Annotated in this window: 25 protein-coding genes; 1 reads left to right on the forward strand and 24 read right to left on the reverse strand. The window is 56.8% G+C overall.

The genetic code is table 11. The annotated features are described in order from the left end of the window. Positions 1-87: 87 nt before the first annotated feature. Entirely contained in the window at positions 88-1446 is a 1359-nt protein-coding gene (locus tag O3297_RS23925; protein ID WP_305050446.1) for an ATP-binding protein, read from the reverse strand. Continuing rightward, positions 1443-2171 (reverse strand): response regulator, encoded by a 729-nt coding sequence (locus O3297_RS23930; protein WP_034753223.1) that lies wholly within the window; start codon positions 2169-2171, stop codon positions 1443-1445. The genes O3297_RS23925 and O3297_RS23930 overlap by 4 nt, the downstream gene beginning before the upstream one ends. A 186-nt stretch (positions 2172-2357) precedes the next feature. On the opposite strand from O3297_RS23930, the gene O3297_RS23935 reads away from it, so the two are divergent. Then, on the forward strand, positions 2358-2891 hold the full coding sequence (locus O3297_RS23935; RefSeq protein WP_305050447.1) for a Spy/CpxP family protein refolding chaperone: 534 nt from the start codon (positions 2358-2360) through the stop codon (positions 2889-2891). Positions 2892-2978: 87 nt separating this feature from the next. On the opposite strand, the gene dsbD is transcribed toward O3297_RS23935, so the two are convergent. The 22 genes from dsbD to rplP all read right to left on the reverse strand — a co-directional run bounded on the left by dsbD (position 2979) and on the right by rplP (position 15355). Then, positions 2979-4925 carry a protein-disulfide reductase DsbD gene (gene dsbD / locus O3297_RS23940; protein ID WP_305050448.1) on the reverse strand — a complete coding sequence of 649 codons (1947 nt, stop codon included), beginning with the start codon at positions 4923-4925 and terminating at the stop codon, positions 2979-2981. 156 nt (positions 4926-5081) lie between these two features. Further along, positions 5082-5474 (reverse strand): 50S ribosomal protein L17, encoded by a 393-nt coding sequence (gene rplQ, locus O3297_RS23945; RefSeq protein WP_034753219.1) that lies wholly within the window; start codon positions 5472-5474, stop codon positions 5082-5084. Between the two features lie 148 nt (positions 5475-5622). After that, positions 5623-6600 carry a DNA-directed RNA polymerase subunit alpha gene (gene rpoA, locus O3297_RS23950; protein ID WP_008444343.1) on the reverse strand — a complete coding sequence of 326 codons (978 nt, stop codon included), beginning with the start codon at positions 6598-6600 and terminating at the stop codon, positions 5623-5625. 108 nt (positions 6601-6708) lie between these two features. Then, complete coding sequence (gene rpsD / locus O3297_RS23955) at positions 6709-7332, reverse strand: 30S ribosomal protein S4 (protein ID WP_010394478.1); 624 nt, start codon at positions 7330-7332, stop codon at positions 6709-6711. Positions 7333-7590: 258 nt separating this feature from the next. Continuing rightward, complete coding sequence (rpsK, locus tag O3297_RS23960) at positions 7591-7995, reverse strand: 30S ribosomal protein S11 (protein WP_010394475.1); 405 nt, start codon at positions 7993-7995, stop codon at positions 7591-7593. 17 nt (positions 7996-8012) lie between these two features. Continuing rightward, positions 8013-8378: a 30S ribosomal protein S13 gene (gene rpsM / locus O3297_RS23965; RefSeq protein WP_046681666.1), complete on the reverse strand. Its 366-nt coding sequence runs from the start codon at positions 8376-8378 to the stop codon at positions 8013-8015. Positions 8379-8392: 14 nt separating this feature from the next. Next, positions 8393-8506, reverse strand: a complete 114-nt coding sequence (rpmJ, locus tag O3297_RS23970; protein WP_010394471.1) for a 50S ribosomal protein L36 — start codon at positions 8504-8506, stop codon at positions 8393-8395. A gap of 42 nt (positions 8507-8548) precedes the next feature. Further along, the gene (gene infA / locus O3297_RS23975) at positions 8549-8767 is read right to left on the reverse strand and encodes a translation initiation factor IF-1 (protein WP_005663428.1); all 219 of its coding nucleotides are present in this window, start codon (positions 8765-8767) and stop codon (positions 8549-8551) included. Positions 8768-8785: 18 nt separating this feature from the next. Then, positions 8786-10120 (reverse strand): preprotein translocase subunit SecY, encoded by a 1335-nt coding sequence (secY, locus tag O3297_RS23980; RefSeq protein WP_010394438.1) that lies wholly within the window; start codon positions 10118-10120, stop codon positions 8786-8788. Positions 10121-10152: 32 nt separating this feature from the next. Continuing rightward, entirely contained in the window at positions 10153-10584 is a 432-nt protein-coding gene (rplO, locus tag O3297_RS23985) for a 50S ribosomal protein L15 (RefSeq protein WP_034753211.1), read from the reverse strand. A 30-nt stretch (positions 10585-10614) separates the two neighbouring features. Continuing rightward, positions 10615-10794: a 50S ribosomal protein L30 gene (rpmD, locus tag O3297_RS23990; RefSeq protein ID WP_010394435.1), complete on the reverse strand. Its 180-nt coding sequence runs from the start codon at positions 10792-10794 to the stop codon at positions 10615-10617. A 10-nt stretch (positions 10795-10804) separates the two neighbouring features. Beyond that, positions 10805-11323: a 30S ribosomal protein S5 gene (gene rpsE / locus O3297_RS23995; protein WP_010394433.1), complete on the reverse strand. Its 519-nt coding sequence runs from the start codon at positions 11321-11323 to the stop codon at positions 10805-10807. A gap of 9 nt (positions 11324-11332) precedes the next feature. Continuing rightward, on the reverse strand, positions 11333-11695 hold the full coding sequence (rplR, locus tag O3297_RS24000) for a 50S ribosomal protein L18 (protein WP_010394431.1): 363 nt from the start codon (positions 11693-11695) through the stop codon (positions 11333-11335). A gap of 13 nt (positions 11696-11708) precedes the next feature. Then, positions 11709-12242, reverse strand: coding sequence for a 50S ribosomal protein L6 (gene rplF, locus O3297_RS24005; RefSeq protein WP_034778281.1), 534 nt, complete (start codon positions 12240-12242; stop codon positions 11709-11711). Between the two features lie 10 nt (positions 12243-12252). After that, positions 12253-12648 (reverse strand): 30S ribosomal protein S8, encoded by a 396-nt coding sequence (gene rpsH / locus O3297_RS24010; protein ID WP_034753208.1) that lies wholly within the window; start codon positions 12646-12648, stop codon positions 12253-12255. Positions 12649-12662: 14 nt separating this feature from the next. Then, positions 12663-12968, reverse strand: a complete 306-nt coding sequence (gene rpsN, locus O3297_RS24015; protein WP_010394423.1) for a 30S ribosomal protein S14 — start codon at positions 12966-12968, stop codon at positions 12663-12665. A gap of 2 nt (positions 12969-12970) precedes the next feature. Beyond that, positions 12971-13510, reverse strand: a complete 540-nt coding sequence (gene rplE / locus O3297_RS24020) for a 50S ribosomal protein L5 (protein WP_010394421.1) — start codon at positions 13508-13510, stop codon at positions 12971-12973. Between the two features lie 6 nt (positions 13511-13516). Then, complete coding sequence (gene rplX / locus O3297_RS24025; protein ID WP_034753204.1) at positions 13517-13831, reverse strand: 50S ribosomal protein L24; 315 nt, start codon at positions 13829-13831, stop codon at positions 13517-13519. Between the two features lie 9 nt (positions 13832-13840). After that, positions 13841-14209, reverse strand: coding sequence for a 50S ribosomal protein L14 (gene rplN / locus O3297_RS24030; RefSeq protein ID WP_008444317.1), 369 nt, complete (start codon positions 14207-14209; stop codon positions 13841-13843). A gap of 253 nt (positions 14210-14462) precedes the next feature. Continuing rightward, positions 14463-14735, reverse strand: coding sequence for a 30S ribosomal protein S17 (gene rpsQ, locus O3297_RS24035; protein WP_010394415.1), 273 nt, complete (start codon positions 14733-14735; stop codon positions 14463-14465). Further along, positions 14732-14923 carry a 50S ribosomal protein L29 gene (rpmC, locus tag O3297_RS24040; RefSeq protein ID WP_010394412.1) on the reverse strand — a complete coding sequence of 64 codons (192 nt, stop codon included), beginning with the start codon at positions 14921-14923 and terminating at the stop codon, positions 14732-14734. The genes rpsQ and rpmC overlap by 4 nt, the downstream gene beginning before the upstream one ends. A gap of 12 nt (positions 14924-14935) precedes the next feature. Beyond that, a complete protein-coding gene (rplP, locus tag O3297_RS24045) occupies positions 14936-15355 on the reverse strand; it encodes a 50S ribosomal protein L16 (protein WP_034753201.1) in 420 nt (139 codons plus the stop codon). Position 15356: the final 1 nt, after the last annotated feature.

Consider the following 15356-nt stretch of genomic DNA (forward strand, 5'->3'; position numbering starts at 1 on the left):
GTTCTGTCACGCTGTTGCAGCGCAGGGCTGCAGGTTGAATGTAGTTGCCAGGGGGGCATAAAGCACAATATTGTCGCACGGAAATGCTCACTTTCCTGCGTAATACTCTGGCACGATGAGGGTGACTTCCAGTCCACCGTCGACGTGATTGCGCAGTGAAACCGTGGCGCCGTGCTGCTCGGCAATATTGCGCGCGATGGTCAGGCCCAGGCCCGTGCCGCCCGATTCGCGCGAACGCGACGTCTCGATGCGGTAAAACGGTTCGAACACTTTAGCCAGTTGATCTGGCGCAATACCCGGCCCGCCGTCGCGGATGCAGATGCGCGCGGCACCGGCGATGCGCTCGACGGTCACCTGCGCGTACAGGCCATATTTGACGGCATTGTCGATCAGGTTCACCAGGCAGCGCCGCATGGCAATGGGGCGCGCCATCAGGGCCATGCCCGCCTGTCCACTGAGGGTGACTTTCTGGCCGGCATCGGCCGCGTCGGAGCAGACGCTATCGAGCAGGGAATCGAGATCGAGCGCCTGCATCGCTTCCGTGCTGTCCATCGAGCGGGCCAGGTCCAGCCCTTCCTTGACCATGCTTTGCATGGCCGACAGGTCGCCCACCAGGCGATCATACAATTCCGTATCCGCCACTTTTTCCAGGCGCAAGCGCAAGCGCGTCAGCGGCGTCTGCAAGTCGTGCGTGATGGCCGCCAGCATCTGTGTCCGCTGGGAAATATGCTGGCGGATGCGCGCCTGCATGGCATTGAAGGCGGCGCTGGCCTGGCGGATCTCGCTGGCGCCCGACAGGGTCAGCGGCGGATGGTTGATGTCATTGCCCAGGTCTTTCGCCGCCTGCGCCAGCTGCTTGAGCGGGCGCATGGTCATGCGCGTGACCAGATAGGCGAGGATGGCGATGCTGATCAGGAAAGGCAGCAGGGTCATCCAGTCGTTATGTTCATTGAACGGTGGCTGCTGGCGCGGTGGCAAGACCATCAGGCGCAGCACGTGGCCATCCTGCATGCGCACGTCGAGGTTTTCGCAGGTGCCGCCCCATGGCTTGGCGGAAAACATACCCGGCGACTGGCGCGGCTTGACGCAGGCGGCCGGACGTTCGGCCAGCGCGCTGACCTTGAAGCCTTCGCCCAGCTTGGCTTGCAGGGCGGTGGAAAATTCCGTCGGCGCACCGGGCCTATGTTCCGTATCGGGACGCAATTCCAGGCGCACGCTGCCCTTGTTGGCCACTTTCAGGTAGGCGGCGCGCGAGGCCAGCGGCACCACGTCGGCCGCCATCACCAGCTGCTCGGCTCGCTCGACGGCATGGTAGTCGCGGTATTGCTCGATGGCGCGCTGGCGTTCGCCCACGGCCAGCCACTGCGTCAGCGCGGCCGAAGCGACGATGCCGATCAACAAGAACATGAAGACACGGCCCGTCATCGAGCCCAGGAAGGCCTTCACGCGTGCGGCTCCACATTGACCTGGCCAGCCAGCACGTAGCCGCCGTTGCGCACGGTCTTGATAATTTGCGGCAAGCGGGCATCTTCACCGAGCTTTTGCCGCAGACGGCTGATCTGGATATCGATCGAGCGGTCGAACGGATCGGCGTCGCGGCCCTGCGTCAGGTTCAGCAGCTGGTCGCGGTTAAGCACGCGGTTCGGGTGTTCCAGGAAGACGCGCAGCAAGCGGAATTCCGCGCCCGACAGCATGATCACCAGGCCGCTGGGATTGAGCAGGTGGCGCGCCGTCAGGTCCAGCGTCCAGCCGGAAAAGCGGATTTGCTGCGCCTTGTCCGACGGCACGTTCGACGGCATGGCATGGCTGCGGCGCAGCACGCTGCGTATGCGCGCCAGCAATTCGCGGGGCTCGAACGGTTTCGGCAAGTAATCGTCGGCACCCATTTCCAGGCCCAGGATGCGGTCCAGCGGCTCGTTGCGCGCCGTCAACATGATCACCGGCACGGTCGATTGGGCGCGCAGCTTGCGGCACAAGGTCAGGCCGTCATCGCCAGGCAGGTTCAAATCGAGCACGATCAGGTCGGGCCGCGTTTCATCGAGGATTTTCCACATGGCCGTGCCATCCGCCGCACCCAGGGTACGGTAGGCGTTCGTTTCCAGGTAGTCCGCCAGCAAGCTGCGGATATCGCGGTCATCGTCGACGATGAGAATTGTAGAAGTGGGTTCCATGGTACGAATTATCCCCACTTCCCCCGCCCTTGCACAACGCATTTGTATCGTCTTGTATATAGAAGACCCGAAGAAACATATAGATACAAACTGTCTGGCAGCGGACACTTCGGGGAAACATGGCGCGTCCAACATGGATTCATGTGCAGCAACATGTACATCCCTCACTTTTACAAAGGAATCCAGATGAACGCCTCAATGACAACCTTGCGCAAGAACTTGATCATCGCCATGAGCGTACTCGGCATGGGTGCGGCATCGCTGACCGTCCACGCCCAGGAAGCGGCCGCCAGCGCGCCTGCCGCCAGTACCAAGATGCAACACGACGGCCACCGCGGCCAGCACCGCGGCGGCAATCCTGCCGAGCGCATGGCCAAGTACCAGGCCCGCCTGCATGACAAGCTGAAGCTGACGGCCGCGCAGGAACCGGCCTGGGCCACATTCACGGCCGCCAACGCGCCGAAAAAACCGATGGGTGACTGGAAGGCCAAGCGCGAAGCGATGGCCAAGCTGTCGGCGCCGGAACGCATGGAGCAATGGATCGCCATGTCGAAGGAACGCATCGCCAGCCAGGAAAGCCGTCTGGCCTCGCTGAAAACCTTCTACGCCGTGCTGACGCCGGAGCAAAAGAAAGTGTTTGATGAGAACGTGCCTGGCGGCAAGCACGGCGGCCATCGCGGCGGCCACCATGGCATGCATCAGCAGCCGAAAGCTGGGTAAGTCGGATTAGGTCCGCAGGCCCGTAATCCGACAACTTTGTTGGCGTGTATGGTGGTGTCGGGTTACGCCCTTACGGGCTAACCCGACCTACTCGTCGAGCTTGCGCAAGGAGGCCAGGAAGGTGGCTGCATTCTGGAAGCCGATCACGCGCGACTGGGCAATTTCCTGCCCTTGCGGGTTGAACATGATGATGCCCGGCGGGCCGAACAGCTGGAAACGTTTCAGCATGGCCTTGTCGTCCGCGTCATTGGCCGTCACGTCCACTTGCAGCAGTACGGCTTGCCCCATCTTCTCGCGCACGGCGGGATCGACGAAGGTCAGTTTTTCCATCTCGATGCACGACACACACCAGTCCGCATAAAAGTCCAGCAGGGCCGGCTTGCCATTGAGCTGGGCCAGCGCCGCGTCCAGCTGCGCCACGGTCTTCACGCGCGTAAACGGTTGGGCATGCACCTGCCCGCCGCCCAGGTGGGCCAGCGGCGCCAGCGGGTCGCGGCCACCGCTGGCCACACCCACCAGTTGCATCGCGCCCAGCAAGGCAAACACGAGGCCGAAGGCCTTGGCTACCCAGGCATTCTTCGCGCCGCTCTTGCCCACCAACAAATACATGCCATAGCCGACGAACAAGACCATCCAGCCCAGCATCTGCACGGCGCCCGGCAGCACGGGCGAGACGAGCCACCAGGCCACGCCCAGTTGCAGCACGCCAAAGAAGCGCTTGACGGCATCCATCCAGGCGCCGGCACGGGGCAGCAAGGTGCCAGCCGACACGCCCACCAGCAGCAAAGGCACGCTCATGCCCACCGCCATGGCAAACAGGGCGCTGCCGCCGATGACGACATCGCGCGTCTGGCTGATGTACAGCAAGGCGCCGGCCAGCGGCGCGGCCACGCAGGGTCCCACGATCAGGGCGGAAATGGCGCCCATGACGAACACGCCCGCCAGGCGGCCCGAAGACTGCTGGTTCGATACGGACGTCAGCTTGCCTTGCAGGAAAGCCGGCACTTGCAGTTCATACAAGCCGAACATCGACAGCGCCAGGCCCGCCATCAGCAGGGCAAAGAAACCCAGCACCCACGGGTTTTGCAGCTGGGCCGCCAAGCCTTCGCCCGCCAGACCGGCCGCCACGCCCAGCGCCGTGTAGACGATGGCCATGCCCAGCGCGTACGTCAGCGACAGCAGCAAGCCGCGCGAGCGGCTGACCTTGGCGCCATCGCCGATGATGATCGACGACAAAATCGGCACCATCGGCAGCACGCACGGCGTAAATGCGAGGCCCAGGCCCAGCAGCATGAACAGGGGCACGATGACGAGCAGCTTGCCGCTCTTCAGCGCCGCTTCGATCTTGCCCATCTCGCTTTGCGCGGGCGCGGAGCTTGCCGCCACGGGCGCCGCCGCGACCGGCTCGGGCGTGCTGGTGATATCGGCCTGCGGAATGCTCATTACGGACACGCCAGGCGATGCTTGCGCCTGCGGGCCGTTGACGGCCGCCGTGTCGACTGCGGGCGCGGCCGGCAAGGCAAACTTCGACGGCAAGCCGCCCGGCGCCATGCTCTGGCCGCCGCCACCGCCCACCAGCTGGGCTGTCGCATCCTGCGGCGCATAGCACAGCCCCTTGTCGGAGCAGCCCTGTCCCGTCGCTTTCAAGGTAAACGGCCCGGCAGCTTCCACGGGAATCGTGATGGTGAGGGTCTTGCGGAAGGTTTCCACGTTCTTCTGGAAGGTATCGTCGAACTTGACCTTGCCAGCCGGATACACCGGCGTGCCCAGCTTGGCGCCCACGGCCTCGAACTTGAAGCGCTCGTGGTACATATAGTAGCCATCGGCAATCACATACGTGACGGCGATGGTGGCCGGATCCTGCATGCGGGCGGAAAACTTGAAGGCCAGTTCGGGGTCGAGGAATTCATCGTCGGCGCGGGCTTGACCCGTGCCAAAGACGGCCATGGCCAGCAGCAAACAGGTGGCAAACCAGATCAGCAGTTGATGTAGGGGAGCGGCGCGCGCGGTGGCGCTGGAGGGGAAACGGGACATGAACTACCTTTTCAACCATTCGACAGAGGACGCGCGGGGCGTGCAGTGGCTGCAGGGCCGGCGCGAAAGAAGAATAGTACACCGCAGCAAGGATAGCTGCAGCAGAAAACAAAAAAGCCAGGCTAGGCCTGGCTTTCATTGATGCAATTACTGGGATTACTCGCCAGCAACTTCAACTGCTTCGGTCGTATCTGGACGATCCATCAGTTCAACGAACGCCATAGGAGCGTTATCGCCGACGCGGAAACCCATTTTCAGGATACGCACATAACCACCGTTACGGTTGGCGAAACGTGGGCCCAGTTCAGCGAACAGTTTGACGACCATTTCACGGTCGCGCAGGCGGTTGAAGGCCAGACGCTTGTTTGCCAGGGAGTCGGTTTTGCCCAGGGTCAGAATTGGCTCGACAACGCGGCGCAGTTCTTTTGCTTTTGGCAGGGTGGTTTTGATCGCTTCGTGACGCAGCAGCGATACTGTCATGTTGCGCAGCATTGCCAGACGGTGGGACGAGGTACGATTCAGTTTACGGAGGCCGTGACCGTGACGCATGATAAATCCTTTCGGTGAGTGTTTAAATTCCAGTTCTTCGATCAGCTGAGTGGGAAACCCCTTACAGCCGCGGACCGGTTTGGTACTACAAAATAAAAGCCTGGGACACCTGTCCCAGGCAGTTTGCTGCAACTTGCTTTTACTGCGATTACTTTTCCAGGCCGGCAGGCGGCCAGTTTTCCAGCTTCATGCCCAAGGTCAAGCCGCGCGATGCCAGCACTTCCTTGATTTCGTTCAGGGACTTGCGGCCCAGATTTGGCGTTTTCAGCAGTTCGTTTTCCGAACGTTGGATCAGGTCGCCGATGTAGTAGATGTTTTCCGCTTTCAGGCAGTTCGCCGAACGCACGGTCAACTCCAGGTCGTCGACTGGACGCAACAGGATAGGATCGACCAGCGGAGCGCGCGATGGCGCTTCGGCGGCGGCTTCCGTGCCTTCCAGGGCAGCGAACACATTCAACTGGTCCACCAGGACGCGGGCCGACTGGCGGATCGCTTCTTCCGGCGAGATCACGCCGTTGGTTTCGATGTTGATGATCAGCTTGTCCAGGTCGGTACGCTGTTCAACGCGGGCCGATTCAACGAAGTACGATACACGGCGCACTGGCGAGAACGACGCATCCAGGATGATGCGGCCGATGGTCTTGTTCGTGTCTTCCGACAGGCGACGCACGTTACCAGGAACGTAGCCGCGGCCTTTTTCAACCTTGATCTGCATGTCCAGCTTGCCACCAGCGGTCAGGTGGGCGATCACGTGGTCAGGGTTGATCAGTTCGACGTCATGCGGCAGGTCGATATCGGAGGCCAGGATCGCGCCTTCGCCTTCTTTTTTCAGGGTCAGGGTTACCGAATCGCGGTTGTGGACTTTGAAAACCACACCCTTCAAGTTCAGCAACAGATCGACGACGTCTTCTTGCACGCCATCGAGGGAGGAATATTCGTGGACTACGCCAGCGATCGTCACTTCGGTCGGCGCGTAGCCTACCATCGACGACAGCAGAACGCGGCGCAACGCGTTACCCAATGTGTGGCCATAGCCGCGCTCGAACGGTTCCATCACGACCTTGGCGTGACCTGCACCGAGAGCTTCAACATCGATAATACGTGGCTTCAACAAACTGTTTTGCATGAAATGTCCTTTTCAATACCCTCGGCTCATTACACCGATAAGGCTGATGGCATTAGTAAAACGCCCACCCGAAAGAAAACGAGTGGGCGGTGATGGTGCTAACTGCTATTAACGCGAGTACAGCTCGACGATCAGCGATTCGTTGACGTCGTTAGCGATTTCGTTACGCTCTGGCAGGGACTTGAAAGTACCTTCCATTTTCTTGGCATCAACCGAAACCCAGCTAGGCATACCAACTTGTTCAGCCAGCGACAGTGCTTCAACGATACGCACTTGCTTTTTCGATTTTTCACGAACAGCAACGATGTCGCCAACTTTGACTGCGTACGAAGCGATGTTCACAACGATACCGTTCACGGTGAACGCTTTGTGGCTGACCAATTGACGCGCTTCAGCGCGGGTCGAGCCAAAGCCCATGCGGTAGCAAACGTTGTCCAGACGCGTTTCCAGCAACTTCAACAGCGTTTCGCCGGTGTTGCCTTTACGACGGTCTGCTTCAGCGAAGTAGCGGCGGAATTGACGTTCCAGCACGCCGTACATGCGCTTGACTTTTTGCTTTTCGCGCAGTTGGTTACCGTAGTCCGAGGTGCGGGCGCCGGATTTGACACCGTGTTGGCCTGGCTTGACGTCCAGTTTGCACTTGCTGTCCAGCGAGCGACGTGCGCTCTTCAGGAACAGGTCTGTACCTTCACGGCGGGAAAGTTTTGCTTTAGGTCCGATATAACGTGCCACGATACTTCCTTTTTTTAAATGATAACGCCCCAGCCACATGCATGATCAAACACACTGATGCGGTTAGGCGCTAGTCTGATTTGGTTTCAATCAGACGGTGGCTGAAAACGAAAAACCCGTCAAACAGAATTTGACAGGCAAGAACAGCCGGGCAGTATAACCGTTTCCGGCTCCCTGCTCCAGCGTTTTCACACAACTGTACTGAGTTACAACAGACAGCAAAGCAGCTGGCGCCGAAGCGCCCTCTGCAACACTATCTTAGATACGACGACGTTTCGGTGGACGGCAACCGTTGTGCGGTACCGGCGTCACGTCCTGGATCTCGGTGATCTTGATGCCCAGGTTGTTCAGCGCGCGAACGGCGGATTCACGACCAGGACCTGGGCCCTTGATACGTACTTCCAGGTTCTTCACGCCACACTCAACAGCCACTTTACCAGCGGCTTCCGCGGCGACCTGCGCTGCGAACGGGGTCGATTTACGCGAACCCTTGAAGCCTGCACCGCCGGAGGTAGCCCACGACAAGGCATTGCCTTGACGATCGGTGATGGTAATGATGGTGTTATTGAACGAAGCGTGGACATGTGCGATGCCTTCAGCGACGTTCTTTTTAACTTTTTTACGCACGCGTGCTGATGCGGCGTTATTTTGCGACTTAGCCATAATTATTCCCTAGCGGATTATTTTTTCAGCGATTGAGCGGCTTTACGCGGTCCCTTGCGGGTACGTGCGTTCGTACGCGTACGCTGGCCACGGCAAGGCAGACCCTTACGATGACGCATGCCGCGGTAGCAACCCAGATCCATCAAACGCTTGATGTTCATGGACAGTTCACGACGCAGATCGCCTTCGACGATGAATTTACCTACTTCATCGCGCAGCTTTTCCAGTTCGCTGTCATCCAGATCTTTGATCTTTTTGTTGGTTGCTACACCGGTCGATGCACAGATTTTCTCTGCGCGTGGACGGCCCACACCGTAGATGGCCGTCAGGCCGATAACGGTATGCTGATGATTTGGGATATTAACCCCTGCAATACGTGCCATTTGTTATTCCTCGATTAACCTTGACGCTGCTTGTGACGTGGTTCCACGCAGATAACGCGGACTACGCCTTTGCGCTTGATGATCTTGCAGTTGCGGCAGATCCGCTTGACTGATGCGAGAACTTTCATTTTTGGGCTCTTTCTTTCGCTTCTTTGGTTTGATTCAGTGTGTTACTTGGTACGGAACACAATGCGGGCTCGGCTCAGGTCGTACGGCGTTAACTCCACCGTCACCTTGTCTCCAGGGAGAATGCGAATATAGTTCATCCGCATTTTACCTGAAATATGCCCGAGCACCACGTGTCCGTTCTCCAGCTTCACTCGAAATGTTGCATTTGGGAGATTCTCAAGAATCTCGCCCTGCATCTGTATGACGTCGTCTTTTGCCATTCGGTATGTTTACCGCGCTTAACGCGTCGGAATTCCGCCCTTGAAATTTGCTTTGCGCAGCAGCGAATCATATTGCTGCGACATCACGTAGTTCTGTACTTGCGCCATGAAATCCATGGTGACAACTACAATAATCAATAAAGAAGTACCGCCGAAATAGAATGGTACTTTCCACTGGGCTTGCATAAATTCCGGCAATAAACACACCAGGGTGATGTAGACTGCGCCGGCAAGTGTCAAGCGTGTCAGGATCTTGTCGATGTAACGGGCTGTCTGCTCGCCTGGACGGATCCCGGGAATGAACGCACCGCTTTTCTTCAAGTTATCCGCTGTTTCCTTGCTGTTAAAGACCAGCGCTGTATAGAAGAAACAGAAAAACACGATCGCCACTGCGTACAACAGCGCATGGATAGGCTCACCAGGCCCCATCGATGCTGCCAAATCTTTCAAGAACCGCACCGCAGGGTTAGCGTTGTCGGCGCCCTTTGAAAACCAGTCCACGATAGTGGCCGGGAACAAGATGATCGAAGAAGCAAAGATCGGCGGGATCACGCCGGCCATGTTCAGCTTCAACGGCAAATGGCTGGTTTGACCGCCATAAATCTTGTTGCCTACCTGGCGCTTCGCGTAATTGACCAATATTTTGCGCTGACCACGTTCAACGAATACAACGAAGTACGTTACCAGTGCTACCAGGATCACGATGAAAATCGCGCTGAAGCTGCCGATCGAACCATTCGACACCTGAGTGAACAAGCCACCCAACGCCGACGGCAGACCTGCTGCAATCCCGGCAAAAATGATGATCGAGATGCCATTCCCCAAGCCACGCTCGGTAATTTGCTCACCCAACCACATCAAAAACATTGTTCCGGTCAACAAAGTGACGACCGTCACGAAGCGGAATGCAAGACCAGGTTCCAACACCAGACCAGCTTGCGACTCCAGTGCGACTGCAATGCCTAACGCTTGGAACAGTGCCAGGGCAACCGTGAAATACCGGGTGTACTGGGTGATCTTGCGACGACCTGCTTCGCCTTCTTTTTTCAACGCTTCCATCTGCGGTGACACGATCGACAGCAATTGCATGATGATCGAGGCCGAGATATAAGGCATGATACCCAGCGCAAACACTGTAAAACGAGACAAGGCACCGCCCGAGAACATGTTGAACATGCCCAGGACGCCGCCTTCGTGCTCCTTGAACAGCGAGGCTAATTGTGTCGGGTCAATCCCGGGAACCGGGACGTGAGCACCGATACGATAAACCACCAATGCGCCAAGCAAAAACCAGAGCCGTCCCCAAGGGAAACCGGCCGCTGCACTTTTAGCAAGTTGTGGATTAGTCGCCAATTTTCGCTCCGATCAAGCTGTTAGCGGTCAACTCAGGCTACCGAGCCGCCGGCTGCTTCGATGGCTGCTTTCGCGCCAGCGGACACTTTCAAGCCCTTCAAATTCACCGCTTTGGTGATTTCGCCGGACAAGATCACGCGCACGTCACGGGCCAACACGCCCAGAACGCCAGCTTGCTTCAAGACCAGAATGTCGACATCGCCAACAGCCAGGTTGTTCAGATCGGACAGGCGCACTTCAGCTTTGAAGGTTGCGTGCATCGATTTGAAACCGCGCTTAGGCAGACGGCGTTGCAGAGGCATCTGACCGCCTTCGAAACCGACTTTATGAAAGCCGCCCGAACGCGATTTCTGACCTTTGTGACCACGACCCGAGGTTTTACCCAGGCCGGAGCCGATACCGCGACCGACGCGACGCTTGTAGTGCTTAGCGCCTTCGGCTGGTGCAATAGTATTCAATTCCATGATTTGCTCCGTTCGTGTAAGCCCGAAGGCTTACCCGACAACTTTAACGAGATACGATACTTTATTGATCATGCCGCGTACGGATGGGGTGTCTTGCAATTCGGAAACCGAATTTACACGACGCAGACCCAGACCGCGCACGGTAGCGCGATGCGATTCGCGCGTACCGATCAAGCCCTTGACCAATTGCACTTTGACTGTGTTTGTCATTTTGTCCACCTTAAGCCAGAATGTCTTCGACCGACTTGCCGCGTTTGGCAGCGATATCGGAAGCAGTGCTCATTTTCGACAGGCCGTCCAGCGTAGCGCGTACCAGGTTGTATGGGTTGTTCGAACCGGTGGATTTCGCCACCACGTCCGTCACGCCCATCACTTCGAAGATAGCGCGCATTGCGCCACCAGCGATAACGCCAGTACCAGGCTTAGCTGGGTTCATCAGGACCTTGGAGGCGCCGTGACGACCAACAACCGTGTGATGCAAGGTACCGTTTTTGAGCGGTACTTTGATCAGGTTGCGACGGGCTTCTTCCATTGCCTTCTGCACGCCAACTGGCACTTCTTTCGATTTGCCCTTGCCCATGCCGACGCGGCCATCGCCATCACCAACTACGGTCAGCGCGGCGAAACCCATGATACGACCACCCTTGACCACTTTGGTCACGCGGTTGATCGCGATCATTTTTTCGCGCATGCCATCATCCGGCTTGTCGCTTTGCATTTTTGCTTGCATTTTTGCCATGATTGATCCTTAGAACTTCAGACCGGCTTCGCGTGCGGCTTCTGCCAACGCTTTCACACGGCCGTGGTAACGGAAACCGGAGCGGTCAAACGCAACTTCGGTAATCCCTGCTTTCAACGCTTTTTCAGCGACGCGCTTGCCGATCAAGGCTGCAGCAGCGGCATTGCCGCCTTTGCCGGATTGGCCTGCCAGTTCAGCGCGAACTTCCGCTTCAGCCGTCGAGGCCGAAACCAGGACTTTAGCGTCCGGGCTGATCAGGTTGGCGTAAATGTGCAGGTTGGTGCGATGCACCGACAAGCGATTTACTTTCAATTCCGCAATCTTGATGCGGGTTTGGCGTCCGCGGCGAAGCCGTGATTCTTTCTTATCCATCGTCAGCCCCTAATTACTTCTTCTTGGTTTCTTTAAGCTTAACCACTTCGTCCGCATAGCGAACGCCCTTGCCTTTATAAGGCTCAGGAGCGCGGTAAGCACGAACTTCAGCGGCTACCTGGCCAACCTGTTGACGGTCGATACCTTTAATCAGGATCTCGGTCGGGGTTGGTGTTGCGCAGGTAACGCCGGCTGGCATGTCATGCACTACAGGGTGCGAGAAACCCAGGGACAGATTCAACTTGTCGCCTTGAGCTTGCGCCTTGTAACCCACGCCTACCAGGTTCAGCTTTTTCTCGAAACCCTTGGTGACGCCAACAACCATGTTGTTGACCAGTGCGCGCAGCGTGCCGGACATGGCATTGGCTTCGCGGCTGTCGTTCGCCACGTCGAAACTCAGGGTTCCTGCATTGTTTTCCACTTTGACCTGGCCGGTGAGGGCCTGGGAAAGTACGCCCAGCGGGCCTTTTACGGTGATCGCTTGTGCGGAGATGGCGACTTCGGCGCCAGCTGGCACTACGATAGGCATTTTAGCTACTCGAGACATGTGTAACTCCTTAAGCCACGTAGCAAATAACTTCGCCGCCGACACCGGTAGCGCGTGCTTTGCGGTCAGTCATGACGCCTTGCGGAGTCGACACGATCGCCACACCCAAGCCATTCATCACAACAGGGATCTCGTCTTTACCCTTGTAGACGCGCAGACCCGGACGGGACACGCGCTCCAAGCGCTCAATAACGGGACGGCCAACATAATACTTCAAACCGATTTTCAGTTCCGCTTTGCCACCAGCTTCGGCAACAGCGAAATCTTCAATGTAACCCTCGTCCTTCAGGACGCTGGCAATCGCAATTTTGACTTTCGACGATGGCATGGCCACGGTCGTCTTTTGCACGCCTTGTGCATTGCGAATGCGGGTCAGCATATCGGCGATAGGATCGCTCATACTCATTGCATATTCTCCTATTACCAGCTTGCTTTTGTCATACCCGGAATTTCACCACGCATGGCGAATTCACGGAGCTTGATACGACCCAGACCGAATTTACGGAATGTGCCGCGCGGACGACCAGTGATGGCGCAACGGTTACGTTGACGCGTCGGGTTCGAGTTACGTGGCAGCGCCTGCAATTTCAGGCGAGCTTCGTAGCGCTCTTCTTCCGATTTCGATTGGTCATCGACGATGGCCTTGAGAGCTTCGCGCTTAGGGGCGAATTTCGCCACCAGGTCAGCACGCTTGATCTCACGATTAATCAGTGACAGTTTGGCCATGATCAGTTCCTGAAAGGGAATTTAAAGGCGGCGAGCAAAGCTTTGGCTTCGTCATCGGTCTTAGCGGTTGTCGTGATGCTGATATTCATACCGCGCAACGCGTCAATCTTGTCGTATTCGATTTCAGGGAAAATGATCTGTTCCTTGACACCGATGTTGTAGTTGCCACGACCATCAAATGCACGGCCGTTCACACCACGGAAATCGCGTACGCGCGGCAGAGCCACGGTAATGAAGCGATCCAGGAACTCGTACATGCGAGCGCCGCGCAGGGTGACCATCGTACCGATCGGGTAACCTTCACGGATTTTGAAGCCTGCGATCGCTTTGCGGGACTTGGTGGTCACTGGCTTCTGGCCGGCGATCTTGGTCAAGTCAGCAACTGCGTGCTCGAGAACTTTTTTATCCGCGATAGCCTCACCAACACCCATGTTCAGGGTGATCTTGGTCAGGCGTGGAACTTCCATTACCGACTTGTAACCAAACTTGCTGGTCAGGTCGGCAACGACTTTTTCTTTATAGAATTCTTGGAGACGTGCCATGATTTCTTAAGCCTTCACTACTTCGCCGGAGGATTTAAAGATGCGAACTTTCTTGCCGTCCACTTCTTTGAAACCCACGCGATCTGCCTTGCCAGTCGCTGCATTAAACAATGCAACGTTGGACACGTGAATTGGCATGGTCTTATCGACGATACCACCAGTTACGCCAGTCATCGGGTTTGGCTTAGTCGCTTTTTTAGCGATGTTAATGCCGTCAACCACGATATGTTCAGCATCGATACGCTGCTGTACCACACCACGTTTGCCCTTGTCTTTCCCGGTCAGAACGATGACTTCGTCGTTTTTACGAATCTTATCCATTACGACTCCTTACAGGACTTCCGGTGCCAGGGACACGATTTTCATGAACTTCTCAGTGCGCAGTTCGCGCGTGACAGGTCCAAAAATACGGGTACCGATCGGTTCCAGCTTGGCGTTCAACAGAACGGCGGCATTGCCGTCGAACTTCACCAGGGAACCGTCTTGGCGGCGAACACCTTTAGCGGTGCGCACAACCACGGCGTTATAAATTTCACCTTTTTTGACACGGCCACGTGGCGCAGCAACCTTAACGGTTACCTTGATCACATCGCCAATGCCAGCATAACGGCGCTTGGAGCCGCCCAATACCTTGATGCACATTACTTCTTTGGCACCGGTATTGTCAGCCACTTCGAGCCGGCTTTCAGTTTGAATCATAGTATTCTCTTTCCCAACTTAAGCCGAAGAATCCACACAATGTAGACCCACGGTCAGTCTTGGTCCCGCCAGAGCCGCCCTGCTGGGCTTCACTGTTTGGGTGCATGACCTTCATACATCAACTGACCGCGAATGCTACTGTCTGTGGCCAGACACTTTGCGGCGTTACATGAACGAAGCCCGCAAGTATTACATACAATTTGCGGGCCTGCAAGTACTAATTAAAACCCACCGCCGAAACGGTGGTTTTTATTTAAACGGTTGGTGCGGCTTGAACCACACGTGTCACCGTCCATGCCTTCGTTTTGGAGATCGGGCGACCTTCCTGGATCTCGACCGTATCACCGGCCTTGACTTGGTTGGTCTCGTCATGCGCGTGATACTTGTTCGAGCGCATGATGATCTTGCCATACAAAGGATGTTTTACGTGGCGCTCGATCAGAACGGTAACGGTCTTGTCCATCTTGTCCGAAACCACTTTACCGATCAGCGTGCGCTTGAGCGACTGTTTCACTGGTTCGTTCATTTGGCTTCCTTCAGATTCATTACCGTCTTCACACGCGCGATATCGCGGCGTACCTTCTTGAGCTGCGAAGTGTTGCTCAGCTGCTGCGTAGCGATTTGCATGCGCAGGCCGAACTGTGCCTTCAACAGGTCATTCAGCTCTTTTTGCAGAGCTGGCTGGTCCTTGCCGCGGAGTTCAGATGCTTTCATATACAACTCCAATTATTGGCCGACTTGGCGGATGACAAACGTCGTCGCCAGTGGCAGTTTAGCGGCGGCAAGACGGAATGCTTCCCGTGCCAGCGCTTCATCAACGCCATCCATTTCATACAGTACTTTGCCTGGCTGAATTTCAGCGACGTAGTACTCAGGATTACCTTTACCGTTACCCATACGGACTTCAGCTGGTTTGTTCGAAATCGGTTTGTCCGGGAAAATACGGATCCAGATACGGCCACCGCGCTTGATGTGACGCGTCATTGCACGACGCGCCGCTTCAATTTGACGCGCAGTGATACGACCGCGCGCAACTGCCTTCAGACCGAATTCGCCAAACGACACGGCGGTGCCGCGGCTGTGCGAAATACCGGTATTACGGCCTTTCTGCTCTTTACGATACTTTCTGCGTGCTGGTTGCAGCATG

It is taken from the genome of Janthinobacterium sp. SUN128, assembly GCF_030587275.1.
Lineage (GTDB): Bacteria > Pseudomonadota > Gammaproteobacteria > Burkholderiales > Burkholderiaceae_D > Janthinobacterium > Janthinobacterium lividum.

Excerpts from the sequence above, each read along its gene's own strand:
- rplO (WP_034753211.1), bottom strand. The coding sequence starts at position 10,584 with ATGGAATTGAATACTATTGCACCAGCCGAAGGCGCTAAGCACTACAAG.
- rpmD (WP_010394435.1), bottom strand. The coding sequence starts at position 10,794 with ATGACAAACACAGTCAAAGTGCAATTGGTCAAGGGCTTGATCGGTACG.
- rpsN (WP_010394423.1), bottom strand. The coding sequence starts at position 12,968 with ATGGCCAAACTGTCACTGATTAATCGTGAGATCAAGCGTGCTGACCTG.
- rpsH (WP_034753208.1), bottom strand. The coding sequence starts at position 12,648 with ATGAGTATGAGCGATCCTATCGCCGATATGCTGACCCGCATTCGCAAT.
- O3297_RS23935 (WP_305050447.1), top strand. The coding sequence starts at position 2,358 with ATGAACGCCTCAATGACAACCTTGCGCAAGAACTTGATCATCGCCATG.
- rplX (WP_034753204.1), bottom strand. The coding sequence starts at position 13,831 with ATGGATAAGATTCGTAAAAACGACGAAGTCATCGTTCTGACCGGGAAA.
- rpmJ (WP_010394471.1), bottom strand. The coding sequence starts at position 8,506 with ATGAAAGTTCTCGCATCAGTCAAGCGGATCTGCCGCAACTGCAAGATC.
- dsbD (WP_305050448.1), bottom strand. The coding sequence starts at position 4,925 with ATGTCCCGTTTCCCCTCCAGCGCCACCGCGCGCGCCGCTCCCCTACAT.
- rplN (WP_008444317.1), bottom strand. The coding sequence starts at position 14,209 with ATGATTCAAACTGAAAGCCGGCTCGAAGTGGCTGACAATACCGGTGCC.
- infA (WP_005663428.1), bottom strand. The coding sequence starts at position 8,767 with ATGGCAAAAGACGACGTCATACAGATGCAGGGCGAGATTCTTGAGAAT.
- rpsQ (WP_010394415.1), bottom strand. The coding sequence starts at position 14,735 with ATGAACGAACCAGTGAAACAGTCGCTCAAGCGCACGCTGATCGGTAAA.
- rplR (WP_010394431.1), bottom strand. The coding sequence starts at position 11,695 with ATGGATAAGAAAGAATCACGGCTTCGCCGCGGACGCCAAACCCGCATC.
- O3297_RS23930 (WP_034753223.1), bottom strand. The coding sequence starts at position 2,171 with ATGGAACCCACTTCTACAATTCTCATCGTCGACGATGACCGCGATATC.
- rplF (WP_034778281.1), bottom strand. The coding sequence starts at position 12,242 with ATGTCTCGAGTAGCTAAAATGCCTATCGTAGTGCCAGCTGGCGCCGAA.
- rplE (WP_010394421.1), bottom strand. The coding sequence starts at position 13,510 with ATGGCACGTCTCCAAGAATTCTATAAAGAAAAAGTCGTTGCCGACCTG.
- rpoA (WP_008444343.1), bottom strand. The coding sequence starts at position 6,600 with ATGCAAAACAGTTTGTTGAAGCCACGTATTATCGATGTTGAAGCTCTC.
- rpsE (WP_010394433.1), bottom strand. The coding sequence starts at position 11,323 with ATGGCAAAAATGCAAGCAAAAATGCAAAGCGACAAGCCGGATGATGGC.
- rpsM (WP_046681666.1), bottom strand. The coding sequence starts at position 8,378 with ATGGCACGTATTGCAGGGGTTAATATCCCAAATCATCAGCATACCGTT.
- rpsK (WP_010394475.1), bottom strand. The coding sequence starts at position 7,995 with ATGGCTAAGTCGCAAAATAACGCCGCATCAGCACGCGTGCGTAAAAAA.
- rpmC (WP_010394412.1), bottom strand. The coding sequence starts at position 14,923 with ATGAAAGCATCTGAACTCCGCGGCAAGGACCAGCCAGCTCTGCAAAAA.
- rplQ (WP_034753219.1), bottom strand. The coding sequence starts at position 5,474 with ATGCGTCACGGTCACGGCCTCCGTAAACTGAATCGTACCTCGTCCCAC.
- rplP (WP_034753201.1), bottom strand. The coding sequence starts at position 15,355 with ATGCTGCAACCAGCACGCAGAAAGTATCGTAAAGAGCAGAAAGGCCGT.